Origin of the sequence: Salinilacustrithrix flava, from assembly GCF_041228405.1 — a bacterium.
Taxonomy (GTDB): Bacteria; Actinomycetota; Acidimicrobiia; order Acidimicrobiales; family Salinilacustritrichaceae; genus Salinilacustrithrix; species Salinilacustrithrix flava.
The window spans coordinates 1,780,272-1,806,393 of the sequence record NZ_CP133888.1 but is presented as its reverse complement, the minus strand read 5'-3'; the positions used below and the strand labels follow the sequence as shown (position 1 = coordinate 1,806,393).

At 70.4% G+C, this 26,122-nt stretch carries 24 protein-coding genes and 4 tRNA genes; 6 read left to right on the top strand and 22 right to left on the bottom strand.

Going from position 1 to position 26,122, the window contains the following annotated elements; translation table 11 throughout:
- Positions 1-69: 69 nt before the first annotated feature.
- Positions 70-540 carry a 30S ribosomal protein S7 gene (gene rpsG / locus RGQ06_RS09005; protein WP_432426905.1) on the bottom strand — a complete coding sequence of 157 codons (471 nt, stop codon included), beginning with the start codon at positions 538-540 and terminating at the stop codon, positions 70-72.
- A gap of 1 nt (position 541) precedes the next feature.
- Positions 542-913, bottom strand: a complete 372-nt coding sequence (gene rpsL / locus RGQ06_RS09000; RefSeq protein ID WP_432426906.1) for a 30S ribosomal protein S12 — start codon at positions 911-913, stop codon at positions 542-544.
- Positions 914-1,136: 223 nt separating this feature from the next.
- Here rpsL and RGQ06_RS08995 point away from each other — a divergent pair, with 223 nt between their 5' ends.
- Together RGQ06_RS08995 and RGQ06_RS08990 are read left to right on the top strand one after the other, a co-directional pair.
- Positions 1,137-1,625 carry a CYTH domain-containing protein gene (locus RGQ06_RS08995; protein WP_432426907.1) on the top strand — a complete coding sequence of 163 codons (489 nt, stop codon included), beginning with the start codon at positions 1,137-1,139 and terminating at the stop codon, positions 1,623-1,625.
- 22 nt (positions 1,626-1,647) lie between these two features.
- On the top strand, positions 1,648-2,409 hold the full coding sequence (locus RGQ06_RS08990) for an enoyl-CoA hydratase/isomerase family protein (protein WP_432426908.1): 762 nt from the start codon (positions 1,648-1,650) through the stop codon (positions 2,407-2,409).
- An 88-nt stretch (positions 2,410-2,497) separates the two neighbouring features.
- On the opposite strand, the gene rpoC is transcribed toward RGQ06_RS08990, so the two are convergent.
- From rpoC to RGQ06_RS08915, 15 genes are all read right to left on the bottom strand, one after another.
- Positions 2,498-6,454, bottom strand: a complete 3,957-nt coding sequence (gene rpoC / locus RGQ06_RS08985; protein ID WP_432426909.1) for a DNA-directed RNA polymerase subunit beta' — start codon at positions 6,452-6,454, stop codon at positions 2,498-2,500.
- Positions 6,455-6,512: 58 nt separating this feature from the next.
- Positions 6,513-10,088: a DNA-directed RNA polymerase subunit beta gene (locus tag RGQ06_RS08980; protein ID WP_432426910.1), complete on the bottom strand. Its 3,576-nt coding sequence runs from the start codon at positions 10,086-10,088 to the stop codon at positions 6,513-6,515.
- Positions 10,089-10,424: 336 nt separating this feature from the next.
- The gene (locus tag RGQ06_RS08975) at positions 10,425-11,249 is read right to left on the bottom strand and encodes a DUF6159 family protein (protein ID WP_432426911.1); all 825 of its coding nucleotides are present in this window, start codon (positions 11,247-11,249) and stop codon (positions 10,425-10,427) included.
- Between the two features lie 114 nt (positions 11,250-11,363).
- The gene (rplL, locus tag RGQ06_RS08970) at positions 11,364-11,744 is read right to left on the bottom strand and encodes a 50S ribosomal protein L7/L12 (protein ID WP_432426912.1); all 381 of its coding nucleotides are present in this window, start codon (positions 11,742-11,744) and stop codon (positions 11,364-11,366) included.
- A gap of 3 nt (positions 11,745-11,747) precedes the next feature.
- Positions 11,748-12,482, bottom strand: coding sequence for a 50S ribosomal protein L10 (rplJ, locus tag RGQ06_RS08965; protein WP_432426913.1), 735 nt, complete (start codon positions 12,480-12,482; stop codon positions 11,748-11,750).
- 197 nt (positions 12,483-12,679) lie between these two features.
- The gene (gene rplA / locus RGQ06_RS08960) at positions 12,680-13,381 is read right to left on the bottom strand and encodes a 50S ribosomal protein L1 (RefSeq protein ID WP_432426914.1); all 702 of its coding nucleotides are present in this window, start codon (positions 13,379-13,381) and stop codon (positions 12,680-12,682) included.
- Between the two features lie 138 nt (positions 13,382-13,519).
- Positions 13,520-13,948 carry a 50S ribosomal protein L11 gene (gene rplK / locus RGQ06_RS08955; protein ID WP_432426915.1) on the bottom strand — a complete coding sequence of 143 codons (429 nt, stop codon included), beginning with the start codon at positions 13,946-13,948 and terminating at the stop codon, positions 13,520-13,522.
- 113 nt (positions 13,949-14,061) lie between these two features.
- Entirely contained in the window at positions 14,062-14,895 is an 834-nt protein-coding gene (gene nusG / locus RGQ06_RS08950; RefSeq protein ID WP_432426916.1) for a transcription termination/antitermination protein NusG, read from the bottom strand.
- Positions 14,892-15,197, bottom strand: a complete 306-nt coding sequence (gene secE, locus RGQ06_RS08945; RefSeq protein WP_432426917.1) for a preprotein translocase subunit SecE — start codon at positions 15,195-15,197, stop codon at positions 14,892-14,894. Before secE ends, nusG begins: the two co-directional genes overlap by 4 nt.
- A gap of 59 nt (positions 15,198-15,256) precedes the next feature.
- Positions 15,257-15,329: transfer RNA gene (locus RGQ06_RS08940), tRNA-Trp, on the bottom strand.
- A gap of 74 nt (positions 15,330-15,403) precedes the next feature.
- The gene (locus tag RGQ06_RS08935; protein WP_432426918.1) at positions 15,404-15,772 is read right to left on the bottom strand and encodes a hypothetical protein; all 369 of its coding nucleotides are present in this window, start codon (positions 15,770-15,772) and stop codon (positions 15,404-15,406) included.
- Positions 15,773-15,790: 18 nt separating this feature from the next.
- The gene (locus tag RGQ06_RS08930; RefSeq protein WP_432426919.1) at positions 15,791-16,378 is read right to left on the bottom strand and encodes an RNA polymerase sigma factor; all 588 of its coding nucleotides are present in this window, start codon (positions 16,376-16,378) and stop codon (positions 15,791-15,793) included.
- 151 nt (positions 16,379-16,529) lie between these two features.
- On the bottom strand, positions 16,530-17,717 hold the full coding sequence (gene tuf, locus RGQ06_RS08925) for an elongation factor Tu (RefSeq protein ID WP_432426903.1): 1,188 nt from the start codon (positions 17,715-17,717) through the stop codon (positions 16,530-16,532).
- A gap of 89 nt (positions 17,718-17,806) precedes the next feature.
- A tRNA-Met gene (locus RGQ06_RS08920) sits at positions 17,807-17,880 on the bottom strand.
- A gap of 36 nt (positions 17,881-17,916) precedes the next feature.
- A tRNA-Thr gene (locus tag RGQ06_RS08915) sits at positions 17,917-17,989 on the bottom strand.
- A gap of 156 nt (positions 17,990-18,145) precedes the next feature.
- Here RGQ06_RS08915 and RGQ06_RS08910 point away from each other — a divergent pair.
- Both RGQ06_RS08910 and RGQ06_RS08905 read left to right on the top strand, forming a co-directional pair.
- Positions 18,146-19,441, top strand: coding sequence for a hypothetical protein (locus RGQ06_RS08910; RefSeq protein ID WP_432426920.1), 1,296 nt, complete (start codon positions 18,146-18,148; stop codon positions 19,439-19,441).
- A gap of 19 nt (positions 19,442-19,460) precedes the next feature.
- Positions 19,461-19,946, top strand: coding sequence for a GNAT family N-acetyltransferase (locus tag RGQ06_RS08905; RefSeq protein ID WP_432426921.1), 486 nt, complete (start codon positions 19,461-19,463; stop codon positions 19,944-19,946).
- Positions 19,947-20,060: 114 nt separating this feature from the next.
- Here RGQ06_RS08905 and RGQ06_RS08900 read toward each other — a convergent pair.
- A tRNA-Tyr gene (locus RGQ06_RS08900) sits at positions 20,061-20,143 on the bottom strand.
- A gap of 66 nt (positions 20,144-20,209) precedes the next feature.
- Between RGQ06_RS08900 and RGQ06_RS08895 the strand changes: the two genes are divergently transcribed.
- Positions 20,210-20,701, top strand: a complete 492-nt coding sequence (locus tag RGQ06_RS08895; RefSeq protein WP_432426922.1) for a YajQ family cyclic di-GMP-binding protein — start codon at positions 20,210-20,212, stop codon at positions 20,699-20,701.
- Here the strand turns inward: RGQ06_RS08895 and RGQ06_RS08890 are convergent.
- Together RGQ06_RS08890 and RGQ06_RS08885 are read right to left on the bottom strand one after the other, a co-directional pair.
- A complete protein-coding gene (locus RGQ06_RS08890; RefSeq protein WP_432426923.1) occupies positions 20,698-21,918 on the bottom strand; it encodes a M23 family metallopeptidase in 1,221 nt (406 codons plus the stop codon). The genes RGQ06_RS08895 and RGQ06_RS08890 overlap by 4 nt on opposite strands.
- A gap of 78 nt (positions 21,919-21,996) precedes the next feature.
- Positions 21,997-22,845 (bottom strand): zinc metalloprotease HtpX, encoded by an 849-nt coding sequence (locus tag RGQ06_RS08885; protein ID WP_432426924.1) that lies wholly within the window; start codon positions 22,843-22,845, stop codon positions 21,997-21,999.
- 136 nt (positions 22,846-22,981) lie between these two features.
- Here RGQ06_RS08885 and RGQ06_RS08880 point away from each other — a divergent pair, with 136 nt between their 5' ends.
- A complete protein-coding gene (locus RGQ06_RS08880; RefSeq protein WP_432426925.1) occupies positions 22,982-23,377 on the top strand; it encodes a response regulator in 396 nt (131 codons plus the stop codon).
- A gap of 6 nt (positions 23,378-23,383) precedes the next feature.
- Here the strand turns inward: RGQ06_RS08880 and RGQ06_RS08875 are convergent, their stop codons facing one another.
- Together RGQ06_RS08875 and RGQ06_RS08870 are read right to left on the bottom strand one after the other, a co-directional pair.
- Positions 23,384-25,633: a HelD family protein gene (locus RGQ06_RS08875; RefSeq protein ID WP_432426926.1), complete on the bottom strand. Its 2,250-nt coding sequence runs from the start codon at positions 25,631-25,633 to the stop codon at positions 23,384-23,386.
- Entirely contained in the window at positions 25,630-26,121 is a 492-nt protein-coding gene (locus RGQ06_RS08870) for a hypothetical protein (protein WP_432426927.1), read from the bottom strand. The genes RGQ06_RS08875 and RGQ06_RS08870 overlap by 4 nt, the downstream gene beginning before the upstream one ends.
- Position 26,122 lies beyond the last annotated feature (1 nt).

Here is a 26,122-nt window from a genome sequence, read left to right as displayed (position 1 = left end):
GGTGACAGGCGGCCCGGTCGTGGGGCCGATGGCCCGCGTGGGATGGACAGATCAGGGGGAGTGCGGGCACTACCAGCGGTAGTGCGCGAAGGCCTTGTTCGACTCGGCCATCTTGTGCATGTCCTCACGCCGCTTGACGGAGGCGCCGAGGCCGTTGCTGGCGTCGAGGATCTCGTTGGCGAGGCGCTCGGCCATCGTGCGCTCGCGGCGGGCACGGGCGAAGGTGATGATCCAGCGGATGGCGAGGGTGCTGGCCCGGCGGGGGCGGACCTCGATCGGGACCTGGTAGGTGGCGCCACCGACGCGGCGGCTCTTGACCTCGAGCTGGGGCTTGATGTTGTCGAGGGCGCGCTTCAGCGTGGAGAGCGGCTCGGAGCCCGTCTTGGACTCGACGATCGACATGGCGTCGTACATGATCCGCTCGGCGGTCGAGCGCTTGCCCGAGAGCAGGATCTTGTTCGTCAGCTGGGTGACGACGGTGGAGTCGTAGATCGGGTCGGGCTTGATCTCACGACGTGGTGCGGGTCCCTTGCGAGGCATCTCAGGCGTCCTTCTTGGCGCCGTAGCGGCTACGGGCCTGCTTGCGGTCGCGGACGCCCGACGTGTCGAGCGTGCCGCGGATGATCTTGTAGCGGACGCCCGGGACGTCCTTCACACGGCCACCGCGCACGAGCACGATGGAGTGCTCCTGCAGGTTGTGGCCCTCGCCGGGGATGTAGGCGGTGACCTCGATGCCCGAGGTGAGCCGGACGCGGGCGACCTTGCGCAGCGCGGAGTTCGGCTTCTTGGGCGTGACGGTGAACACCCGGGTGCAGACGCCGCGCCGCTGGGGCGCACCCTTGAGGGCCGGCGTCTTGGCCTTGGTCATCTTGGACTGCCGGCCCTTGCGGACCAGCTGCTGAATCGTGGGCACGGGTGTCCTCTGCCTGACGGATCGAAAGCGTGTGCTTGGGTATCGGGGGCGATCGCACGGCCTGGCGCACCTCGAGGAGGTTCGCTCCGGGGGCGCGCATGACCGACAGGACAGACTATGGGCGAGGCTCGGCGGCACACAACCCGGCGACGGCGCGGTCCCGGGCCATCCTCGCAGCCCGGCGAGTGGGCGCGGCGGATGTCCACTCCTAGGATCGCCGCCCATGGCGTCCGACAGCGTGGAGCGCGAGCGGACCTGGCTCGTGCGCTCGCTCCCCGATCCGCTGCCCGCCGGCACCCACGTGTCGCAGGGGTACCTGCTCGCCGACGGCGACGTGGCGGTGCGCGTCCGGCGGGCCGGCGACCGGCGGCTCATGACCGTCAAGGGGCGGGGCACCCGGAGCCGCACGGAGCTCGAGTGGGACCTCACCGCCGAGCAGTTCGAGGCGCTGTGGCCGCTCACCCGCTGCGGCCGGGTGGACAAGGTGCGCCACGAGGTGCCCCTCGGGCCGTGCACAGCCGAGATCGACGTGTTCGCCGGCTCGCTCGCCGGGCTGGTGCTCGTCGAGGTCGAGTTCGACGACGACGCGTCCATGGACGCCTTCACCGCACCGGACTGGTTCGGTGAGGAGGTCTCCGACGACCCCCGCTACGCCAACGCCGCCCTCGCCCGGGACGGTCTGCCCGAGGGCCACCGCTCCCCCACCGACTGACGCCATCCGAGAGAGGTCTGCCATGCCCGACACCGCCACGACGCTCACGATCGATCGGGGCGTGGCCACCATCACCCTCGACCGGCCCGACGCCCGCAACGCCCTGTCCGCCGACCTCGTCGACGGCCTGGCCGACCACCTCGAGGCAGCGGTCGCCGACGACGACGTCCGGGTCATCGTCCTCACCAACGCCGGGACCACGTTCTGCGCCGGCGCCGACCTCAAGGCCGGCGCGGCGCGCTCGCCCCGGCACAGCCTGGTCGACGTCCTCACCACGATGCTCGACAGCCCCAAACCCGTGATCGGCCGCATCGCCGGGCACTGCATGGGCGGCGGCGTCGGCCTCGCGGCCGCCTGCGACATCTCGGTCATCAGCGACGACGCCAAGGTCGGCTTCACCGAGGTCCGCATCGGGGTGGCCCCGGCGATGATCTCGGTGGTCTGCCTGCCCAAGATGGGCCGGGCCGACGCAACCGAGCTGTTCCTGTCCGGCGAGCGGATCACCGCGTCCCGCGCGGTCGAGGCCGGTCTGCTCAACCGGGTCGTGCCCCGCGACGACCTCGACGCCGCCGTGGCCGAGGTGGTGGGCAAGGTCGTGGCCGGCGGGCCGCTCGCCCTCGCCGCGGCCAAGCGGCTGCTGCGCGAGGTGCCCGAGCTCGACCGGGACGAGGCCTTCGCCACCACCGAGGTGCTGTCGGCAGAGCTGTTCGCCTCCGACGAGGCCGCCGAGGGGATGGCCGCCTTCCGCGAGAAGCGCCCGGCACGCTGGGTGCCGGGCGACTGAAAAGGACGAAATCCCGTGGATCCAGACCACTTCGTGATCCGGATCCACGGGATTTCGCTTCAGGCGGCCCTTCGGGCCTGCCGCGGCCTCAGCCGGCGTCGCCGGCCGTGGGGAGCTGGACGACGTCGGCGCCGGCCTGCTCCTCGAAGCCCGCCGCGAGCGAGGCGGCGAGGTCGTCGTCGCCGTCGTCGTCGGAGGACCAGCCCTCCATCTGGCGGTACTCCGGGGCGTAGGTGTCCACGTCCCGGTAGTCGCCGTGGCCGGTACCGGCCGGGATGAGCTTGCCGATGATGATGTTCTCCTTGAGGCCGACCAGCCCGTCCGACTTGGACTCGATGGCGGCTTCGGTGAGCACCCGGGTCGTCTCCTGGAAGGAGGCGGCCGACAGCCACGAGTCGGTCGACAGCGAGGCCTTGGTGATGCCCATGATCTCGTCACGGGCCTCGGCCGGCTGCTTGCCCTCGAGCAGCAGCTGCTTGTTGACCTCGGTGTAGCGCCGGCGGTCGATGCGCTCGCCGGGCAGGAACTCGGAGTCGCCGGACTCGTTGATGTGGACCCGGCGGGTCATCTGGCGCACGATCAGCTCGATGTGCTTGTCGTGGATCGACACGCCCTGGTCCCGGTACACCTTCTGGATCTCGTCGACCAGGTACTGCTGGGTGAAGCGCAGGCCCTTGATCTCGAGCAGCTCGCGGGGGTCGCGGGGACCCTCCACGATGGCGTCGCCGGCCCGGAGCTCCTGGCCGTCGGTGACCTCGAGGCGGGCGCCGACCGGGATGGGGAAGGAGACCTCCTCGCCGTCGTCGGTGACGACGAGCACGGTCTTGCCGCGCCCTTCGTCCTCGAGGATCCGGACGACGCCGGAGACGGTGGACAGGGTGGCCTTGCCCTTGGGCGTGCGGGCCTCGAACAGCTCGACCACGCGGGGCAGACCGCCGGCGATGTCGCCGCTGCTGGATGCGACGCCACCGGTGTGGAACGTGCGCATCGTGAGCTGCGTGCCGGGCTCGCCGATGGACTGGGCGGCGATCACGCCGACGGCTTCGCCGCGCTCGATCATGCCGCCCGTGGCCATGGACATGCCGTAGCCGAGGGCGGAGATGCCGCGCTCGGAGTCGTCGGTGAGCGGCGACAGCACCCGGACCCGGGTGACGTCGGGATCATCGATCATCGCCTGCATCATCACCTCGCTGACCATGGTGCCGCGCTCGTAGGTGCTGACACCTTCCTCGTCGGGCTCGGCGAGGGTGACGTCCTCGGCCAGCACGCGACCGAGCAGCTTGGTCTCGATGTAGAAGCGCTTGTTCGCCAGGTCGGGGCGGATGTCCTCGATCCAGATCGAGCGCACGGGCGAGCCGGTGCGCTCGGCACGATCGAAGGGATCCTCCTCGTTGACGATGAGCTCCTGGGCCACGTCGACGAGGCGACGGGTGAGGTAGCCGGAGTCGGCCGTCCGCAGCGCGGTGTCGACCAGGCCCTTCCGGGCGCCAGGCGTGGCGATGTAGTACTCGAGCATGTCGAGCCCCTCGCGGAAGTTCGACTTGATCGGGCGGGGGATCATGTCGCCACGGGGGTTGGCCACGAGGCCACGCATGCCCGCGATCTGGCGGACCTGCATCATGTTCCCTCGAGCACCGGACGCGACCATCATGTCGATCGGGTTGAAGCGCTCGGCCTTGAGGCCGATCTCCATCTCGGCCCGGATCTCCTCGGTGGCGTTGGTCCAGATCTCGATCTCCTTCTGGCGCCGCTCACCGTCGGTGATGATGCCCCGGCGGAACTGGGTCTCGACCTTGTCGGCCTCGACCTCGTGGCTGTCGAGGATGTCGCGCTTGGACTCCGGCGTCTTGACGTCGTCGATGGACACCGTCAGACCGGACCGGGACGCCCACGTGTAGCTGAGGTCCTTGATCGCGTCGAGGGCCTCGGCCACCTCGGCCTTGCTGTACTCCGACGCGAGGCGGTCGACGATGGCGCCGAGGCCCCGCTTGTCGAGGCGGTCGTTCATGGTGCCCAGGAAGTCGAAGGACTCGGGCAGGCACTCGCTGAAGATGACGCGGCCGGGCGTGGTGGTGATCCACTTGGCCCTGCCGTCCTCGTCGCGGCCGGCGCGGTACTGGATCTTGGCGTGGATGGCGATGTCGCCGTGCTCGTAGGCCCGGCGGATGGACTCCACGTCGCCGAAGGCACGGCCCTCGCCCTTCTCGCCGTCCATCAGCGAGGTCAGGTAGAAGGCGCCGATCACCATGTCCTGGGTCGGCGTCACGAGCGGGCGCCCGTTGGCCGGCGACAGGATGTTGTTGGCCGACAGCATCAGCACGCGCGCCTCGGCCTGGGCCTCGGCGGACAGCGGCAGGTGCACGGCCATCTGGTCGCCGTCGAAGTCGGCGTTGAAGGCGGTGCACACCAGCGGGTGCAGCTGGATGGCCTTGCCCTCGACCAGCACGGGCTCGAAGGCCTGGATGCCGAGGCGGTGCAGCGTGGGGGCACGGTTGAGGAGCACGGGGTGCTCCTTGATGACGTCTTCGAGGACGTCCCAGACCGGGCCGCGGCGCCGCTCGACCATGCGCTTGGCCGACTTGATGTTCTGGGCGTGCTCGCGGTCCACCAGCTCCTTCATGACGAAGGGCTTGAACAGCTCGAGGGCCATCAGCTTGGGCAGGCCGCACTGGTGCAGGCGCAGCGTGGGGCCGGCGACGATGACCGAACGACCGGAGTAGTCGACGCGCTTGCCGAGCAGGTTCTGGCGGAACCGGCCCTGCTTGCCCTTGAGCATGTCCGACAGCGACTTCAGGGCGCGGTTGCCGGGCCCGGTCACGGGACGGCCGCGGCGGCCGTTGTCGAACAGGGCGTCGACGGCCTCCTGGAGCATGCGCTTTTCGTTGTTCACGATGATCTCGGGGGCACCGAGGTCGAGCAGGCGCTTCAGGCGGTTGTTGCGGTTGATGACCCGGCGGTACAGGTCGTTGAGGTCGGAGGTGGCGAAGCGGCCGCCGTCGAGCTGCACCATCGGGCGCAGCTCCGGCGGGATCACCGGCACGACCTCGAGGATCATGGCCTTGGGGTCGTTGACCCGCTTGCCGTTCTCGTCGCGGCGGTTGAAGGCGGCGACGATCTTGAGCCGCTTGATCGCCTTCTGCTTGCGCTGCTGGGACAGCGGCTTCTCGCCCTCGGCCGGGTTGATGTTCGCGTGGAGCTGGATCTCCTCCTCGTCGAAGTCGATCCGGTCGATGAGGCGAGCGAGCGCGTCGGCGCCCATGCCGCCCTCGAAGTAGTCGCCGTAGCGGTCGGTGAGCTCCCGCCACAGCATCTCGTCTTCGATGATCTTGCGGGTGTGCAGCTCCTTGAGCTCGTCGAAGGAGCGCTGGAGCAGGTCCAGCTCGCCCTCGTACTGCTCGCGGGTGATCGTGACGTCCTTCTCGGCCTGCTTCTGGCGGGCCTTCAGCTCGGAGTCCTTGGCGCCCTCGTTCTCGAGCGCGCCGAGCTCGGACTCGAGCTCCTCGTAGCGCTCGGCGATCTCGAGCTCGCGCTCCTTCTCGATGGCCTCGCGCTCGGCGAGCATCTCGGCCTCGATGTTGGGCAGCTCCTCGTGGAGCTTGTCGTGGTCGACCCAGGTGACCAGGTTGGCCGCGAAGTAGATGACCTTCTCGAGCTGCTTGGCCTTCAGCTCCTCACGAGCCTCGGTGCCCGAGAGCAGGTAGGCCAGCCACGAGCGGGTGCCGCGCAGGTACCAGATGTGCACCACGGGGGCGGCCAGCTCGATGTGGCCCATGCGCTCGCGCCGGACCTTGGAGCGGGTGACCTCCACGCCGCAGCGCTCGCAGATGATGCCCTTGAACCGCACCCGCTTGTACTTGCCGCAGGCGCACTCGAAGTCCTTGGTCGGGCCGAAGATCTTCTCGCAGAAGAGGCCGTCCTTCTCGGGCTTGAGCGTGCGGTAGTTGATGGTCTCGGGCTTCTTGACCTCGCCGTTGGACCACATGCGGATGGAATCCGCGGTCGCCAGCCCGATCCGGAGCTGGTCGAAGTTGTTGACGTCGAGCACTTGGTGCTTCCTCTATCCCTCGTATGACGTACTGGTGGGCGTTCGCTCGCTGGTGCGCCTACAGGCGCTGGCGGCGACGCTCGTCTTCTTCGTCGGTGCCCTTCTCGGGGCGGCTGAGGTCGATGCCCAGCTCTTCGGTGGTGCGGTACAGGTCCTCGTCGAGCTCTCGCATCTCGATCTCGTTGCCGTCCTTGGCCAGGACCTCCACGTTGAGGCACAGGGCCTGCATCTCCTTGATGAGCACCTTGAAGGACTCGGGGATGCCGGGCTCGGGGACGTTCTCGCCCTTGACGATGGCCTCGTAGACCTTGACGCGACCGAGCACGTCGTCGGACTTGATGGTGAGCAGCTCCTGCAGGCAGTAGGCGGCGCCGTAGGCCTCGAGGGCCCACACCTCCATCTCGCCGAAGCGCTGGCCACCGAACTGGGCCTTACCACCGAGCGGCTGCTGGGTGATCATCGAGTACGGGCCGGTCGAACGGGCGTGGATCTTGTCGTCCACCAGGTGGTGGAGCTTCAAGATGTACATGAAGCCCGTGGTGATCGGGTGGTCGTAGGACTCGCCGGTGCGACCGTTGTACAGGGTCTGCTTGCCGTCCCGGCCGATGAGGCGGACGCCCTCGGGGGTCTCGGGGTGCAGGTTCTCGAGGATCTGCTGGATCGTCGGGTGCTTGCCGGCGTCTTCGACCTCGTCCCACTTCGCACCGTCGAACACGGGCGTGGCCACGTGCACCGAGGGCTCGGTGTTGGTCCGGGTCGTGGTCTCGGTGTTGTAGGTCGGCGGCTTGCCGACCTCCTTGCCGTCCACGTTCCAGCCCCACCGGGCGGCGTAGCCGAGGTGGGCCTCGAGGACCTGGCCCACGTTCATGCGGGACGGGACGCCGAGGGGGTTGAGGATGATGTCGACGGGGGTGCCGTCGGCCATGAAGGGCATGTCCTCGACCGGGAGGATCTTGGAGATGACGCCCTTGTTGCCGTGGCGACCGGCGAGCTTGTCGCCCACGCTGATCTTGCGCTTCTGGCCGACGTAGACCCGCACGATCTGGTTCACGCCCGGCGGCAGCTCGTGGCCGTCGTCGCGGGACACGACCTTGACGTCGATGACCTTGCCGTTCTCGCCGTGGGGCACCTTGAGGCTGGTGTCGCGCACCTCGCGGGCCTTCTCGCCGAAGATGGCGCGGAGCAGGCGCTCCTCGGGGGTGAGCTCGGTCTCGCCCTTGGGCGTGACCTTGCCGACGAGCACGTCGCCGGGGCCGACCTCGGCGCCGATGCGGATGATGCCGCGCTCGTCGAGGTCCTTGAGGATGTCCTCGGAGAGGTTCGGGATGTCCCGGGTGATCTCCTCGGGGCCGAGCTTGGTGTCGCGGGCGTCGATCTCGTGCTCGTGGATGTGGATCGAGGTGAGCACGTCGTCGCGCACGAGGCGCTCGGACAGGATGATCGCGTCCTCGAAGTTGTAGCCCTCCCAGGACATGAAGGCCACGAGCAGGTTCTTGCCCAGCGCCAGCTCGCCCATGTCGGTGGATGGGCCATCGGCGATGAGGTCGCCCTCGGCGAACTTCTGGCCAGGGACCACGCGGGGCCGCTGGTTGATGCAGCTGTCCTGGTTGGAGCGCTCGAACTTGAGCAGGTTGAAGACCTTGCGGCCCTCGTTGTCGTACTCCACCACGATGCGGTCGCCCGTGGCCTCGACGCAGGTGCCCGAGTCCGTGGCGATCAGCGTGTCGGCGGCGTCGACGGCGCAGCGGCCCTCGATGCCCGTGCCGATGTAGGGCGCCTCGGCCCGTACCAGCGGCACGGCCTGGCGCTGCATGTTGGCGCCCATCAGGGCGCGGTTGGCGTCGTCGTGCTCGAGGAAGGGGATCAGCGCGGTGGCCACCGAGATGATCTGCTTGGGCGAGACGTCCATCATCTGGACCTCGGCCGGCGGCACGGTGGCGATCTCGGTGGTGGCACCGAAGAACACGTCGCGCTCGAGCATGAGCTTGAGCTCACCGAGGGTGGCGGCCTGGGGTGACTTGCGCACCAGGACCTTCTCGCGGATGAACTTGCCGTTCTCGTCGAACAGGGCGTTGGCCTGGGCGACGACGTAGTCCTCTTCCTCATCGGCGGTGAGGTAGACGATCTCGTCGGTGACCGTGCCGTCGACGACCTTGCGGTACGGCGACTGGATGAAGCCGAACTCGTTCACCTTGGCGAAGGTGGCCAGGCCGCCGATCAGGCCGATGTTGGGGCCCTCCGGCGTCTCGATCGGGCACATGCGGCCGTAGTGGGAGAAGTGCACGTCTCGCACCTCGAACCCGGCTCGCTCGCGGGACAGGCCACCGGGGCCGAGCGCCGAGAGGCGACGGCGGTGGGTGAGGCCCGACAGCGGGTTCACCTGGTCCATGAACTGGGACAGCTGGGAGGTCCCGAAGAACTCCTTGATCGCCGCCACCACGGGCCGGATGTTGATCAGCGTCTGGGGCGTGATCGCCTCGACGTCCTGGGTGGTCATGCGCTCGCGCACGACCCGCTCCATGCGGGACAGGCCGATGCGGACCTGGTTCTGGATCAGCTCGCCCACCGAGCGGATGCGCCGGTTGGCGAAGTGGTCCTGATCGTCCAGGCGGTAGCCGGGCTCAGCCCGCACCAGGTTGAGCAGGTACGTCATCGACGCGAGGACCTCGCAGCGCGACAGCACCGGCTGGTCGCTGTCGGGCAGGTCCAGCTCGATCATCGGGAACTTCTCGGCCAGGCGGCCGAGCTCGGGACCGAGCTTCTTGTTCAGCTTGTAGCGGCCGACCCGGGACAGGTCGTAGCGGCGGTTCTCGAAGAACGCGGACCGGAAGTAGTTCCGGGCCGAGTCCACCGACGGCGGCTCACCGGGGCGGGCCCGCTTGTAGATCTCGACCAGGGCATCGTCCTGGGTCGGGGCGATGTCGCGGTCCTTCTCCCACTGGTCCTCGAGGAAGTCGAACTCGCGCACGAAGGCCTCGAGGAAGCCGGGGGCGTTCTCCTCGTCGTAGCCGAGCGCGCGCAGCAGCACGAACATCGACAGGCGGCGCTTGCGAGCCACGCGGGTGCCCGCGGTGACCGGCTTGCCCGGCTTCTGCTCGACGTCGAACTCGATCCACTCGCCGCGGTAGGGGTGGATGGTGCCGGTGACGAGCTGGTGCTTGCTCAGGTTTCGCAGCCGGAACCGCTCACCCGGCTGGAAGATGACGCCCGGCGAGCGGACGAGCTGGGACACCACGACGCGCTCGGTGCCGTTGATGATGAAGGTCCCGCGGTCGGTCATCATCGGGAAGTCCCCCATGAAGACCGTCTGCTCCTTGATCTCCCCGGTGCCGGCGTTCATGAACCTGGCGCGCACGAAGATCGGCGCCGCGTAGGTCATGTCCTTTTCCTTGCACTCCTCGACGGAGAACTTCGGGTACGGCTTGAGGTCCTCGTCGAAGGGATCGAACTCCAGCTCGAGCTGGAGCTGCTCGCTGTAGTCCTTGATCGGGGACATGTCCCGGAAGGTGTTGGCGAGGCCTTCCTCCAGGAACCAGCGGAAGGATTCCGTCTGGATCGCGATCAGATCCGGGATCGGAAGGATTTCGTCGAGGTTCGCGAACGAGTAGCGCTCGCGGGAGCCAGCGGACGTCAAAGGGTCCTCCTCAGAGGGCGGCGTGGGCGGCCAGTGCGGGTGCGCACGCGGTCAGGAGGGAGGGGGAACGCGATTGATGTTCGACCACCAGGACCCGAGACACGCACGACCTGATCATGGTAGAGGGGTCGCGCAAGCGAGGGCAACCCGCATCAGCCCGAACCGAGATCCGGTTCGGACGGCAGTGCCCTCGATTTCCCCTCCCACGTTGTGCGCCGACGCCGATGTTGCCTGCGCCGACGGCCGTGGGAGATCGGTGAGAGGGTAGGACGAGCGCCCTTGCTCGTCAAGGTTCTCCGCCGGATCCCCGAACAGTCGTTCGTCCGGCGAGGCACCTCAGCGGCGGGTGATGACCCCGGTCAGCTGGGCGGCGTCGAACTCGGTCGGGATGCTGCGACCGGTGGCCTGGCGGTACAGGGCGGTCTGGAAGATGCCCTCCAGGGCCGAGGTGACGGCGAAGACCGTGACGGCCCACACCACGGCGGCGGCGATGGCCACGACGGCGACGGCCGTGCCGAGCCCGGAGAGGGCGACGGCGAGGGCCACGGCCGGGACGACGAGGGCGAACCCGAGCAGGCCGAAGCCCACGTTGGCGGTGACCTGCTCGCCCCACGTGCGCTTCACCAGCGCGGAGGAGCCCTTGATGCCCGCGATCGTGCCCGCGCCCTCGATGACCACGACCGGCAGCACGAGGTAGGTGACGAGGCGCCACGCAGCGCCGCCGATGAAGGACGCGATCGACCCGACGATGCCGCCCTGCTCCTCGAGTGCGTTGAGGATCATGCCCACGGTGGTGGCGATGAACGCGAAGCCGACCACGGCCGGCCAGTGCGCCGAGGCCCCCCGCAGCGAGGTGCCGACGGTGGGGTCGCCGCCCTCCATGCGCAGGTTGGCGCCGTGCACGATGGCGGCCCGGCCCAGGTAGATCACCGACGACACGGCCACGTAGCCGAGGAAGACGAGCACGTAGCCGGTGATCGGGATGGCGTTGTCCTCGCCGCCCCCGCCGAGCATGGCGAGCACCGGACCGAAGAACAGCGCGGCGAGGGCCAGGCCGGCGACGGTGCCGATGACCGGGAGCCAGGCCAGCTCCCGATCGTGCTGCAGGACGCGCCAGGAGGACTTGGCCAGGCTCCAGGCGTTCTTGATGCGGTCGAACATGTGGCAGAGGCTAGGACACCCGCGGCCCCGGGCCCGGACGCGGAGCGGGGGCCGCCCGGCTGGGCGACCCCCGACACTGCAGTCTTCGTGGTCAGCGGCCGGAGGCCGCCGAGATCACTTCAGCTCCACCTCGGCGCCGGCGGCCTCGAGGGCCTCCTTGGCCTTGGTGGCGTCTTCCTTCGAGGCCTTCTCGAGCACGGGGCTCGGGGCGCCGTCGACCAGCTCCTTGGCCTCCTTGAGACCGAGGTTGGTGAGGGAGCGCACCTCCTTGATGACGCCGATCTTCTTGTCGCCGGCGCTCTTGAGGATGACGTCGAACTCGTCCTGCTCCTCTTCGGCCTCGCCACCGCCACCGGCGGCGGGGCCGGCTGCGGCCACGGCCACGGGGGCTGCGGCGGTCACGCCGAACTTCTCCTCGAAGTCCGACAGGAGCTCGCTCAGCTCGAGGACGGTCATGTTGGCGATGGCGTCGAGGATCTCTTCCTTGGTGGCCATGGTTCAGCTCTCCTGGGTGTCGGTGTCGGCAGCGGGGGCTGCCTCGGCCGCGGGGGTGTCCTCGGCCTCGGTGGTGTCGGCCTCGGCGGTTGCCGGGGCGTCGTCGTTGGTGGTCTCGGCCTCGGCGGGTGCCGGGGCCTCGTCGGTGGTGCTCTCGTCGGCGTCGGCCGCGGGAGCAGCGTCGGCGGGGGCGCCGGAGGCGCCGCCCTGGTCGATGAGGGCCTTGAGGCCGTAGGCCATGTTGCGGGGCAGCGCCTGGAGCAGTCCGGCGAGCTGCTGCATGGGGGCAGCCATGGCGCCGGCCAGCCTGGCGAGGAGCACCTCACGGGGCTCGACGTCGGCCAGGGCGCGGGTGTCGTCGGCGGTGAGGAGCTTGTCGCCCAGCAGGCCGCCCTTGACGACCAGCGCCGGGAACTCCTTGCCGAAGTCCTTCAGGACCTTGGCGACATCGACGGCGTCGCCGGCGTCTCCCGAGGGCTTCTCGGTCACGAACGCGATGGCGGTCGGGCCGGTGAGCAGCTCTTCGATCTCGAGGCCGAGGTCGCGGGCGGCGAAGCGGACCAGGGTGTTCTTGTACACCTTGAAGTCGCCGCCGGCGCCCCGCAGTCGGGTGCGCAGCTCGGCCAGCTGGCCGACGCTGAGCCCGCGGTACTCGGTGAGGATGGCAGCGCTCGTGCCGTCGAAGCGCTCGCGCACCTCGTCGACCACCGCCACCTTCTCGGGTCTGGGGTTCTCCATGGACACCTCCTTCGTTCTGTCTCGGGCTCGCACACGGGCAGAGCCGGCAGAGCCGGTTCAGGAGGTGTCGCCTCGTCGGGCGGGCCCCTGGCCCATTGCGCGACCCGTGGGGTCGCACCGGATGTCTGCGGCGAGCAGTTCGGTTGTCGTGAAGTGGGAGATGCTACGGCCGGTCCGGTCGCAGCACCAACTCCGGGTCAGTCGACGTCGCGCTTCAGGCGGCCGGTGTCGATCCGGATGCCGGGGCCCATGGTGGAGCTCACGCCGATCCGGCGGAAGTAGCGACCCTTGGCCGCGGCGGGGCGGACCCGCTGGAGCTCCTCGACCACGGCCCAGAAGTTGGCGGCCAGCTGCTCGCTCTCGAAGCTGGACTTGCCGATCGGGACGTGCACGTTGCCGTAGCGGTCGGTGCGGTACTCGACCTTGCCGCCCTTGAACTCCTCGACGGCCTTGCCCACGTCGGTGGTGACGGTGCCGGTCTTGGGGTTGGGCATGAGGCCTCGGGGTCCGAGCACGCGGCCCAGCTTGCCGACGGTGGGCATCATGTCGGGCGTGGCGATGGCCACGTCGAAGTCGAGCATGCCGCCGTCGACCTGCTCGGCGAGGTCGTCGCCGCCGACGTGCTCGGCGCCGGCGTCACGTGCGGCCTGGGCGGCGTCGCCCTGGGCGAACACGGCGACGCGGACGTCGGTGCCGGTGCCCGACGGGAGCGCGACGGTGCCGCGCACGATCTGGTCGGCCTTGCGGGGATCGACGCCGAGGCGGGCGATCAGGTCGACGGTCTCGTCGAACTTGGCGTTGGCCAGCGACCGGACGAGGTCGAGGGCCTCGGCGGGGGCGTGGGCGGCCTCGCGGTCGTAGCGGGCGGTGGCGTCGCGGTAGCGCTTTCCTGCAGCCATGGTGACTGGTCCTTTCAGACTCCCTCGGAGTGGAAGCGTCATCCCGGGCGAGGTCCTCCCGGGCGAGTGGCGTGTTGGAGAAGTTGTGAGGCGCAGCCGAGCAACTTCAACGGAGCGGAGGCCGCCCAGCGGCCGCAGCTACGCCTTGACCTCGACGCCCATGGAGCGGGCGGTGCCGGCGACCTGGAGCTTGGCGGCTTCGAGGTCGTAGGCGTTGAGGTCGGGCATCTTGGTCTGGGCGATCTCTTCGAGCTGGGCCTGGGTGATCGACCCGACGACCTGGGTGCCGGTGGTGGTGGCGCCCTTCTCGAGCCCGGCGGCCTGGCGGATCAGCACCGGCGTGGGCGGGGTCTTGGTGATGAACGAGAACGTGCGGTCCTCGAAGATCGTGATCTCGACCGGGATGATCGTGCCCCGCTGGCTCTCGGTCTGGGCGTTGTAGGCCTTGCAGAAATCCATGATCGCCACACCGTGGGGACCGAGCGCGGTACCGACGGGCGGAGCAGGCGTGGCCTGCCCAGCGGGGATCTGGATCTTGACGACAGCCGCGACCTTCTTCTTGGCCATGGGACTTCTCTCTCTCTGGTGTGCGAGCGACCGACCAGTGTGGTCGGGCAGGGCACGGATCCGCCAATCGGCGGTCCGCGTGTGGTACTTGGGGGCGCCCTCTCGGGCGCCGCTTACATCTTGGCGACCTGGCTGAACTCGAGCTCGACCGGGGTCTCCCGGCCGAAGATGTTCACGAGCACCTTCACCTTGAGCTGCTCGGCGTTGAGCTCGATGACCTCACCGGAGAAGTCGGCGAAGGGGCCGTCCTTCACCCGCACGGTCTCGCCGAGCTCGTACTGCATCCGAGGCTTGATCTTGGCGGTGGCGGCCTCGGTGGCCTCGTCCTTGGTGCCGAGGAAGTTCTCGACGTCCTTGCGACGCAGCGGGGAGGGCTTGGCGCCGGCACCGACGAACCCGGTGACGCCGGGGGTGTTGCGGATCACGTACCAGGAGTCGTCGTCGAGGCGGCACCGCACGAGCAGGTAGCCGGGGAACATCTTCTTCTGGACGACGACGCGCTTGCCGTTCTTGAACTCGACGACGTCCTCGAGGGGGATGGCCACCTCGTAGATCCGCTCCTCCATGTTCATGGAGGCGGTGCGGGCCTCGAGGTTGGTCTTGACCTTCTTCTCGTAGCCGGACTGGGTGTGGACGACGTACCACTTGCCGGGACGGTCGTAGGGGCTGACGACCTCCTCGACCTCCTCGGGGACCGGCTCGACGAGGTCCTCGGCGTCGACGACCTGGACGTCGCCGCCCTCGGCATCGGGAGCATCGTCCGCGGCGTCGGACTCGTCGTCGTCGGAGGTCGCAGCGTCGGGTGTGTCGGCCTCGGCCTCGGCGGTCACCGCGTCGGGGGTCTCGGCCTCTGGGGCCTCGGCCTCGGCGGCCTCGTCGTGGTCGGTCGTGGCGTCGGTGTCGACGTCGGACACGGGGGTCTCCTCTTCGGTGGGCAGGTCGCTCATCGGGCGAACAGCTCGAGGACGGCCTCGCCGAGCACGTAGTCGAGCCCGGCGATCAGGGCGGTGAGCACGACGATGCCGAGGAACACGACGACGGAGTAGTTGGCCACCTCGGTGCGCGACGGCCAGGCGACCTTGCGCAGCTCGCCCCGGACCTCGCCGACGAACTGCCGGGGGCCGACCCGCTCGCTCTTGGGTGCGGGGCCACGCTGCTGCTGGCCGCGCGGCTGGCGGACGGGCTCGCCCTGCTCGTTCAGCTCGCCTTGCTTCTTCAGCAGGCGGCGCTGCTCTCGGTTCATGGCCATGACGGGTGGACCTCGGATTGCGGGGGATCGGTGCGCGGCGGCGCACCCACGGGTTCGAGCAGGGCAGGAGGGAATCGAACCCCCAACCGCCGGTTTTGGAGACCGGTGCTCTGCCAGTTGAGCTACTGCCCTCGGACGCGAAGGTTCACGCTAGCACCGGCCCTCCGCCGCACCCCATCCCGCCTCGCCTGCGGCTCCGCTCCGGACTAGCTCGCGAGCTCGGTCCTCCGGCTGCGAGCGGCCAGCACCAGGGCCCCGGCGGCGCCGGCCGCGGTGGCGGCGGCGAGGCCCCCGACGTAGGCCGCCCGGCGGCCGTGGAGCACCCCGCGGATGGCGTGGCGCTCGCCCGCGTGCTCGAGGGAGGCCAGGATGTCGGCGAGCAGGCCGGGAGCGGGTTCGAGGACGTCGGTGCGCAGCGTGCGCAACGTGCGCAGCAGCCGGCGGTACTGGACCAGGTCGGCCTGGCAGCGCAGGCAGCCCTCCACGTGGCGCCGCTCCGTGCGGCTCAGCTGGTGGGTGCCGTCGGCCACGCCGCCCAGGTCCTCGGCGAGGTCGGTGCAGCGGACCGCGCTCACGGCCGGGGCTCCCATCGCTCAGCTGGCACGGATCTCTTCTCCGAGGGGCTGGTCCTCCCGGCGGGGGAAGAGGTGCTCCTTGAGCTGGCGGCGAGCCCGGTGCAGGCGCACCTTGGCCGCGGTCTCGCTGATGCCGAGCTCGGCGGCGATGTCCTCGTGGGGCAGCTCGTAGACGTCGCGGAGCACCACGACGGCCCGCAGCTTGGGCGACAGCTCGGCGAGGGCCTCCTCGAGGTCCTGGCGCAGGGCCATGGCATCGGCCCGGGCCGCCGGGTCGCGGTCGTGGTCGGTGTCCTCGACGGTGTCGGGCAGCTCGTCGTGGCGGTGCTTGTGGCGCTTGGACATGAGCGTGTTCGCGCAGTTCGCGGTGATGCGGTACATCCAGGTCGAGAACTGGGCCTCGCCCCGGAACCGCTTCAGGCCCTTGAAGGCCCGCAGGTAGGCATCCTGCACCACGTCTCGCGCATCCTCCTCGTTGCCGCAGAGGCGATACGCCAAGGTGTAGGTGTCGGCGTGGGTGCGCCGGACGAGCTCGTCGAAGGCACCCCGGTGCCCCTCCTGGGCCCGAGCGACCAGCTCGTCCATCTCGGTTCGCATCGCAGGCATTCCGACCCCTTTGGGCACCAAGTGGTTACGTGACGACTCGGTGACAGCCTGCAGGCCTACCCGCGGGTAGCAACGCATCCCGGACGCGGAACGGCCGCCCCGAAGGGCGGCCGGACGTTCCGTGGTCGCTGCCAGATCTACTGGCGGCGCACTACTTGAGGATCTTGGTGACGCGGCCGGCGCCCACGGTGCGACCACCCTCACGGATGGCGAAGCGCAGACCCTCATCCATCGCGATCGGGTTGATCAAGGTCACCGTCATGTCCGTGTTGTCACCCGGCATGCACATCTCCGTGCCCTCCGGCAGCTCGATCGAACCCGTGATGTCCGTCGTCCGGAAGAAGAACTGCGGCCGGTAGTTCGAGAAGAACGGCTTGTGACGGCCACCCTCATCCTTGGTCAACACATACACCGTCGACTCGAACTCGGTGTGGGGCGTGATCGAACCCGGCGCGCACAGCACCTGACCACGCTCCACCCCGTCCTTGTCGATGCCACGAAGAAGCGCACCGATGTTGTCACCAGCCTGACCCTCATCGAGCAGCTTGCGGAACATCTCCACACCCGTGCACGTCGTCTTCTGCGTGTCACGGATCCCGACGATCTCGATGTCGTCACCGACATGGATCACGCCCTGCTCCACCTTGCCCGTCACCACCGTGCCACGACCCTGGATCGAGAACACATCCTCGATCGGCATCAAGAACGGCTTGTCCAGATCACGCTCCGGCTCCGGCACGAACGAATCGACCTGGTTCATCAGCTCCATGACCTGATCACCAGCCGCCGAATCACCCTCCAACGCCTTCAACGCCGACACCGGCACCACCGGCGCGTTGTCACCATCGAAGTCCTGATCGGAGAGAAGCTCACGCACCTCCATCTCCACCAGCTCCAACAGCTCCTCATCATCGACCATGTCGACCTTGTTCAACGCCACCACGATCGCCGGCACACCGACCTGACGAGCCAGCAGCACATGCTCACGGGTCTGGGGCATCGGACCATCCGTGGCCGCCACCACCAGAATCGCACCATCGACCTGCGCGGCACCCGTGATCATGTTCTTGATGTAATCCGCGTGACCCGGCATGTCGACATGCGCGTAATGCCGATTGTCCGTCTCGTACTCGATGTGGGACACATTGATCGTGATCCCACGCTCCCGCTCCTCAGGCGCCTTGTCGATCATGTCGAACGCCGTCGCATTGTTCCCATCGACACGCTCCGACAACACCCGCGAGATCGCAGCCGTCAACGTCGTCTTCCCATGATCGATGTGACCCATCGTCCCGATGTTCACATGGGGCTTCGACCGATCGAACTTCTCCTTGGCCATGGCCGTGCTTCCTCTTCGCTGTCGGTGGCGGCCGGGGTGCCGGGCGCCGGAAACGGTGTCGTGATCGATTGCGAGCGACTCGCAGTCCGTGGCGACGGTCGGAATCGAACCGACGACAACTCGATTATGAGCCGAGTGCTCTAACCAACTGAGCTACGTCGCCCTTGGTGGCGCCACCGCCGGAGCGGCGGTGACGTCGAGCCCCGTGTCGGAATCGAACCGACGACACCAGCCTTACCATGGCTGTGCTCTGCCGACTGAGCTAACGGGGCGGTGTTGCGGTGCGCGCCGGGCCGGCCCGAGAGCCGGTTCTGGCGCGGCGGGAGAGTCTACGCACGCCCGCGCCCGGCGCAAAGATCGACGCCGGCATGGGCCTTCTGGCCCAGATTCGGCTCAAGTCGGGGCACCGATCCGCCGATGATCCCCCGGTGCGACTGGAACGCCTCGTGATCGGCTCAGGCGAGCACACGCTGAGCGCCGACTTCCACCCGGAGCTCACGGTGGTCCGCGGCCTGTCCCCGAGCACGCGCGAGGCCCTCGCCGGCGAGGTCATCGATGCCCTGGCGGGTGCACGCCCGGGCGTCCACCTCGAGCTGCGCGCCGGCGGCCGCAGCCTCACCGTCTTCCGCCCGGAGACCGGCCGCCACCGCGTGATCGACACGGACTCGGTCCGCGACGTCACCGACGAGCACCTGGGGCCCGACGGAGAGATCGATCTGTTCGCCGCCGCCGGGGTCGACCGGGCCCTGGCCCGGCGCACCATCCGCTTCACCCGCGACGACCTGGTGCCCGAGCAGGAGTCCGACGCCTGGATCGCCCGGCTCGCGGCCGCCGACCAGGAGGCGCTGTGGGACACCGCCATGCGCTGCCGGGCATCGGAGCGGCTGCTCGAGCAGGCCTCCGCCGGTGGCGGCGTGTCCGTCGACGACGCCCCGATCGTGCGCGAGATCGAGGAGCGCCACGCCGCCCTCGTCGCCGCCACCGACAGCTACGAGCGGGTCCGTCTGATCGCCCTGACGATCGGCACCATCGGTGCGCTCGGCGCCGTGGGGATGACCAACCTCGACGGCGGGCCGGCCGCGCTGCCCTTCCTGCTCGTCGCGCTCTTCGGCCTCGCGCTCGGGCTCCGCTTCCGCCGGTCGGTCGACGACGCGGCCAAGGCGGAGCGCAACGTGCTGCGCCAGGCCGGTGCCGACGACTACGCCACCTTCCACTACGAGCGGGTCAGCGCCCTGCTCGACACCGACCACGAGCGCCGGGCCTTCATGCGCGCCGTCGGCGACCACCGCCGCGCGATGGCGGCGTGGACCCAGGTGGCGGGTCCGGCCCCGCTCCCCTTCGCCCTGGAGCACGAAGACGAGGTCCGCGCCGCGGCCGAGCTGCACGCCGGGTTCGGCGATCGCTCCGGGGCCGCGATTGACGTGGCCGGCGACGTCTCCGCCGAGCTCGCCCAGGCGATCCTCGCCCGGGTCCGAGCGGTCCGGGCCCTCGCACCGGGCGATCCCCTGCCGCTGGTCGTGGACGATCCCTTCGAGGGGCTCGATCCGGAGGTCAAGCCGCAGCTGCTCGAGATGCTGGCGGCCAGCGCCGGCGACCTCCAGCTCGTCGTCGTCACCGCCGACGACGACGTGGTGGCCTGGGCCCGGGGCGAGGCCGGACGGGGCCGGATGGCGCTGGTCGAGCCGACCATCACCGACGGGGCCATCGCCGCACCGACCGCCTGAGGGCGCCACGATGATGGGCGTGCTCCTGCGCCCCGCCACCCCGGCCGACGCCGCTGCCACCGCCGCCATCTACAACGCGGAGGTGACGGGGTCGCGCGTCACCTTCGACCTGGTGACCCGCACGGTCGAGGAGCAGGCGGCGTGGCTGCGGTCGCGCTCGGGGGTGCTCGAGGTGGTCGTGGCCGAGGTCGACGGTGAGGTGGCCGGGTTCGCGTCCCTGTCGCCGTACCGGGACCGGCCCGCGTACCGCACCACGGTCGAGGACTCGATCTACGTGCACGGCGACCACCGGGGCACCGGCGTGGGTCGGGCGCTGCTCGAGGAGATCGTCGCCGTGGCCCGCGAGCGCGGCTTCCACGCCGTGATGGCCCGCATCGTGGCCGACCACACCGCCTCGATCCGGCTCCACGCCGCGGTCGGGTTCGAGCACGTCGGGGTCGAGCGCGAGGTCGGCCGCAAGTTCGGTCGCTGGCTCGACGTCACCGTCATGCAGCTGCTGCTCTAGCGACGGGAGCTGGCGACGGGTGCAACCGCCTGCTGTGCGCCGACTCTGGAAACTGGCAGCGACCACGGAACACGGAAGAGCGTGCGTTCCGTGGTCGCTGCCAGTTCCCTAACGTGGGCCGGGTTGGATTTGAACCAACGAAGGCGTACGCCGACGGGTTTACAGCCCGTTCCCTTTGGCCACTCGGGCACCGACCCAGGGGGCGCTCAAGGTAGCAGCGGCACCTGACCGGTGCCCAAGCGACCGTCGCTAGTCTCCGGGCCATGCCCAGCTTCGACGTGGTCAGCCAGTTCGACGTGCAGGAGGTCCGCAACGCGGTCGACCAGACCGCACGCGAGGCGTCCACCCGCTACGACTTCAAGGGGACGGACAGCTCGATCGAGCTGAACGGCGAGGAGGCCATCACGCTGCGCTCGGGCAGCGAGGACCGCCTCCACGCCCTGCGCACGGTGCTCGAGGAGAAGCTCGTCAAGCGCAAGGTGAGCCTCAAGGTGCTCGACCCCGGCAAGGTCGAGGAGGCCGCCGGCGGGTCGGCCCGCCAGACCATCGCCCTGCGGGCCGGCATCACCTCGGACAAGGCCCGGGAGCTCAACAAGTTCATCAAGGGCCTCGGCGTCAAGGGCATCCAGTCCCAGACCCAGGGCGAGCAGCTGCGGGTCACCGGCAAGAGCCGCGACTCCCTGCAGGAGGTCATCGCCGCCCTGCGCGAGGGCGACTTCGAGGTCCCCCTCCAGTTCGAGAACTTCCGCGATTAGTCGAGCGGACCCAGGGCCGAGCGGAACATCTGACCGACCCGCTCGACCAGCTCGCGCTCGGTCCGGGTGCGCGCCGCACGCGCGTCCCAGTCGATGCTGGCGGCCAACGCGGAGGCCTCGGCCTCGGCGACGGCGAGGCCGGCCGAGGACGGGTTGCCGACCGCCTCGAGGAGCACCGCGGTGTCGAGGCTGCCGGCCGCTCGCTCGTCGACGAGCGAGCGCAGCAGCGAGGAGGCGAGCAGGGATCGGGGCACCCGGGCGGCCGGGGCGGCGCTCGGTGCCGCGGCGGGGGCGGCGGGCTGCTGGGCCTTCACCTGCTCGACGATGCCGGGCAGGGCGGCGAGCGCGTCGGCCAGCATCTGGTCGAGGATCGGCTTGGGGTCGGTGGGTTCGCCGCCGGGTGAGTACACGCCGAGGTGCACGTGCGGCGGCGTGGTGCGGGCGTTGCCCGTGTTGCCCACGTAGCCGACGATGTCGCCGGTCTTGACCGCCATGCCCTCCTGGAACCCCTCGACGAGGCCGGCCAGGTGGGCCATGTAGAAGTACGTGCCGTCGGGCTGGAAGACCTTGACGAAGATGCCCCCGAGCGAGCCGTTGCCGGACGTGACGGTGCCGTCGACGGGCGAGCGGACGGGCGTGCCGTGGTCGGCGAACACGTCGGTGCCCTTGTGGAACCGGAAGCCCGGACCCCAGCGGGGGAAGTACCAGTCGTGGGTGAAGTTGGCGACGCCGGCGATCGGGAAGCGACCGAAGCCGACGCGGATGGCCTCCTGCGGGCTCAGGCCGAGAGGGACCAGCTGGCCGAGCACAGCGTCGTGGAGCGCCTGGGAGCTGTTCGCCGGGCTGCGCTCGATGCTGTCCATGATCGCCTGCGCCTCCGGCGGGATCCCGCGGGCGGTGGAGGACGGCGGCGGGGAGGTGCTGTCACCGCCGTCGGGCGGCGGGGCCTCGCCACCCGCCGGGGGGTCGCTCGGCGCCGGCTCGCTGGGCGGAGGTTCCGACGAGGGCGGCTGGCTCGGCTCGCTGGGTTGGGGGGCGCTGGTGGTCGGTGTGGTGTCGGGCGGCGCCGTCGTGGTGGTCGTGGTCGGTGCCGGCTCGGGCTCGCGGAAGGGATCGTCGCCGATGAGCTGGGCGTAGGCGGGGGCGGCGCCCGCAGCCAGGACCACGAGCACGACGGCCAGCGCCAGGATCCGGTCGAGTCGTCGGTGTGCACCCATCCGTGACCGATTCGCCACGGAGCGGCGGGTTCCCTGCCGATGGGCTCGGCATCGGGGTCGGCGGGCGACCCCGGAGGTTCAGGCCCAGGTGCCGCTGCGCAGGCGGGCGACGCGGTCCTCGGTGCTCGGGTGGCTGCGGAACAGGTCGGCGAACTGCACCTTGCGGCCGCTGAGCGGGTTCACGATGAAGGCCTGGGCGTGGGCGGGATCGATGTCCATCGGCACCCGGTGCGCGGACAGCTCCAGCTTCTGCAGGGCCCGGGCGAGGGGCTCGCCGGTGCCGATCAGCCGGGCGCCGGATTCGTCGGCCTGGAACTCCCGGCTGCGGCTCAGTGCCATCTGCATCAGCCCGGCGGCGATGGGGGCCAGCAGCGCCATCGCCAGCATGCCGATCGGGTTGTTGTCGTTGTCGCTGCGCCCGCCGCCGAACATGGCGCCCCACATGGCCATGCGCGCCACGAAGGTGATGCCCATGGCGATGGCTGCGGCGACCGAGGAGATCAGGATGTCCCGGTTGCCGACGTGGGAGATCTCGTGGGCGAGCACGCCCCGGATCTCGTCCCACTCGAGCGTGCGGATCAGGCCCTCGGTGACGGCGACTGCGGCGTGCTCCGGGTTGCGGCCGGTGGCGAACGCGTTGGGCTGCGGGCTGGGCGAGATGTACAGCGCCGGCATGGGGATGCCGGCCAGCTGGCTGAGCTCGCGCATCGTGGCGAAGTACTGGGGGTGCTGGGCCTCGTTCGCCGGCACGGCCCGGGCCGCCTTGATGGCGAGCTTGTCGGAGAACCAGTAGGAGCCCCCGACGAACACCAGGCCGATGAGCAGGCCGATGGTGGCCCCGCTCCCACCACCGATGCCCCCGCCGATCACGACGAGGAGGCCACCGAGGCCGGCGAGGAGGATGGCGGTCTTGGCCGTGTTGTGCATGGTCGTTCGCAGCGTTCCTGCATGCCCGGGTGCCCGGGGCGGGCACCGCTCACCAGGGAGAACGTATCGTGCCCCGCAGTGGTTCCCGCCGAGGCGGCGGCGGGCCCCGACCCCCCGATCCGATGCCGACGACCTCGTGAGCCACCCCCCCACGGTCCTCTACGTCGAGGACGAGGCGCCGCTGCGCGGGCTGGTCGAGTTCTGGCTCGCGGACGCCGGCTACCGGGTCCTGCTGGCCGCCGATGGTGCCGAGGGCCTGGCCGTGGTGCGCGCCGAGCTCCCGGACCTGGTCATCACCGATGCGATGATGCCGAACCTGTCCGGGGACGAGCTGGTCGAGATCATGCGGGACGACCCGGACCTGCGGTCCATCCCCATCGTCATGGCCACCGCCGCGGCCAGCCCGCTGCGGGTCGAGCGGATGCTCGCGCGGGGGTGCCACGCCGTGCTCGGCAAGCCGCTGGAGGAGCAGACGTTCCTCGCCGCAGCCGCGGCGGCACTCGTCGCGGCCGGCGTCGCACCACCCGGCTGATGGCGCTCAGCCCGCCACGCCGGCGAGGGCGTCGGGCAGCGGCTGGGCGTGCACGACCACCAGCTGCGACATCGCCCGGGTGAGGGCGATGTAGAGGGGTGCCGTGGTGCCACCGGGGCCGAGCAGGTCGCGGGGCTCCACCACCACGACGCCGTCGAACTCCAGGCCCTTGGCGGTCTCGGGCGAGTGCACCTCCACCCCGTCGCCCACCCGTTGCTGCAGCTCCGCCACGCCGCACGGCGCCGTCACCACGGCGACGCGCCCGTCGGGGCTGGCGTCGCGCAGGTCGCGGGCGTGCGCCGCCGCCGCGTCGGAGAGCTCGGCGGCAGCGACCGCGACGGCTCGGGGCTCGTGCCCGCTCGAGCGGACCGCGCGAGCGCGGCTGGGGGCGGCCGACAGCGGCGCGGCCCACGCCATGATCTCGGTCGGGGTGCGGTAGTTGACGTGCAGCTCGTGGCGGCGGGCCGGGTGACGGGGCCCGATCCAGGTCACCACCTCGTCCCACGAGCGCGGCGACCACGGGGCGGTGCCCTGGGCCAGGTCGCCGACGATCGTCATGGACTGGTTCGGGCAGGCCCGGGCGACCATGCGCCATGCCATCGGGGACAGATCCTGGGCCTCGTCGACCAGCACCGTGCCCCACACGGGCAGCACCTCGGGTCGGCGGGCCGCCTCGATCGTGGTGTCGGTGTCGACCCGGATCTCGTCGAGGACGCTGCGGCGCAGGTCGGCCTCCATCACCGGGTCCATGCCCTGCTCCATGGCGAGGAGCACGTGCTCGATGACGCGGTCGACCAGGTACTGCTCGTCCTCGGTCGGGTCCGTGGACGGCGGCGGCGGGACCGGGAGCGGGCCGAGCCGGGCGTGGGCCTCGTGCAGGAGCGGCACGTCGGCGTGGGTCCACGCCACGGCGCGCCAGCCGGCCGAGCGGTCTCGGTGGAGCAGGCGCTGCTCCTCGACCGTGAGCAGCCCGTTGCGACCTGCGTGGCGCAGCATCGCCTCGGAGCCGAACAGGTCGTGCAGCAGCTCCTCCGGCCGCAGCAGCGGCCACACGCGGTCGAGCAGCTCGACGAAGGCCGGCGTGCGCCGCAGGAGGTGGCGGAGGCCGTCGGTGCCGGGGTCGCGCATCCGGTCGACCGATGCGGTGTTGCGGCGGCGGAGCTCGGCGGCGAGCTCGGCGACGAGGTCGTCCTCCACGATGCGCCGGCGCTGGTTGTGGGTGCCCTCGAGGCCGCGCGCGGTGTCGACCACGTGGTTCACCACCGCCGGCTCCAGCTTCAGGATGAAGCGCCCGACCGGCACGCGCGCCACGGTGCGCAGCCGCCGCTGGCGCATGCGCAGGGCCCGCCGGACCACGCGCACCATGCGCAGGTCGGCCTTGAGCGACGCCACCCGGACGTCGTCGTCGGGGACGGCCCGGACGCCCGGGTACAGCTGGTGGACGGTCGCGAGGCGCACGTCGTGCTCGCCGAGCGAGGGCAGCACGTCGCGCACGTAGTCGAGGAACCGGCCGTTGGGCCCGAGGACGAGCACGCCCTGGCGGTCCAGCACGTCTCGGAAGGTGTAGAGCAGGTAGGCGGCCCGGTGCAGGGCGACCACCGTCTTGCCGGTGCCCGCCGCCCCCTGGACGATGGTGAGCCCGGCCATCGGGGCGCGGATGACCTCGTCCTGCTCGGCCTGGACCGTGGCCACCACGTCCGACATGCGCCCGGTGCGCGGCCCCGCCAGGGAGGCGAGCAGCGCGGCCTCCCCGACCAGGGCGTCCTCGTCGGACGCCGGTGCGCCGGCGTCGGCGTCGAGCACCACGTCGTCGATGGCGAGCAGCCGCCGGCCCCGGCAGTGGAAGGCCCGGCGCCGGCGCAGGCCCATCGGGTCGGCCCGCGTCGCGCGGTAGAAGCCCTCGGCGATCGGCGCCCGCCAGTCGACGACCAGCTGGGTCTGGTCCTCGGCGAACACGCCGATGCGCCCGACGTGGAACCGCTCCTGGCCCTCGACCGCCCCGGCGAGGTCGATCCGACCGAACACCAGCGGCGGGTCGCCCCACCGCAGCTCGCCGAGGCGGCGCCGGGCATCGGCGGTGGCACGCTCGCGCTCGAAGCGCTCCTGGAACGTGCCGCCGGCGCCCTCGTCGTCGTCGAGGGCCGAGGGGCCGGCCGCAGCCGCCCCCTCGCGCAGGCGGTCGAGCGCCCCGTAGGCCCGGTCGATGTGGGCCTGCTCGCGCGCCACCTCCTCGGCGTGGTCGCTGACGCTGGTCACGTGTGGTAGCCGGAGTGGATGTAGACGCAGGGGACGCCCTCGTCGTGGAACATGTCGACGTTGCGCTGGTCGTCCTCGAACGCGAGGCGCAGGTCCAACCCGTAGTCGCGCAGCTGGTGGACGGTGAGGCGCTTGAAGCTCGGGGCCGCCATGTAGTCGCCCCAGTCGCGCATCACCAGCAGGTCCCAGCGCAGGTCGTAGTGCTCGAGCCAGCGCAGCGTCTGGGGCTGGACCCGGATGGGGCGGGCGGTGAGGAGCACGACGCGCAGGTCCTCGTCGAGGCACTCCAGGACCCGGGCGACCTCGGCGATCAGCTGGTCCTCGCCGCACTCCTCGAAGAAGGTCTCCCAGTCGCGGCGTGGCCACTCGAGGTAGTGCTGGCGACGGGTGGCGTCGGAGAGGACGCCGTCGAGGTCGAACACCACGGTCTCGCCGGGCTCCACGTGCCCGTCGCGCCAGGCCCAGTTGTCGGGGTCGTACCAGGCCATG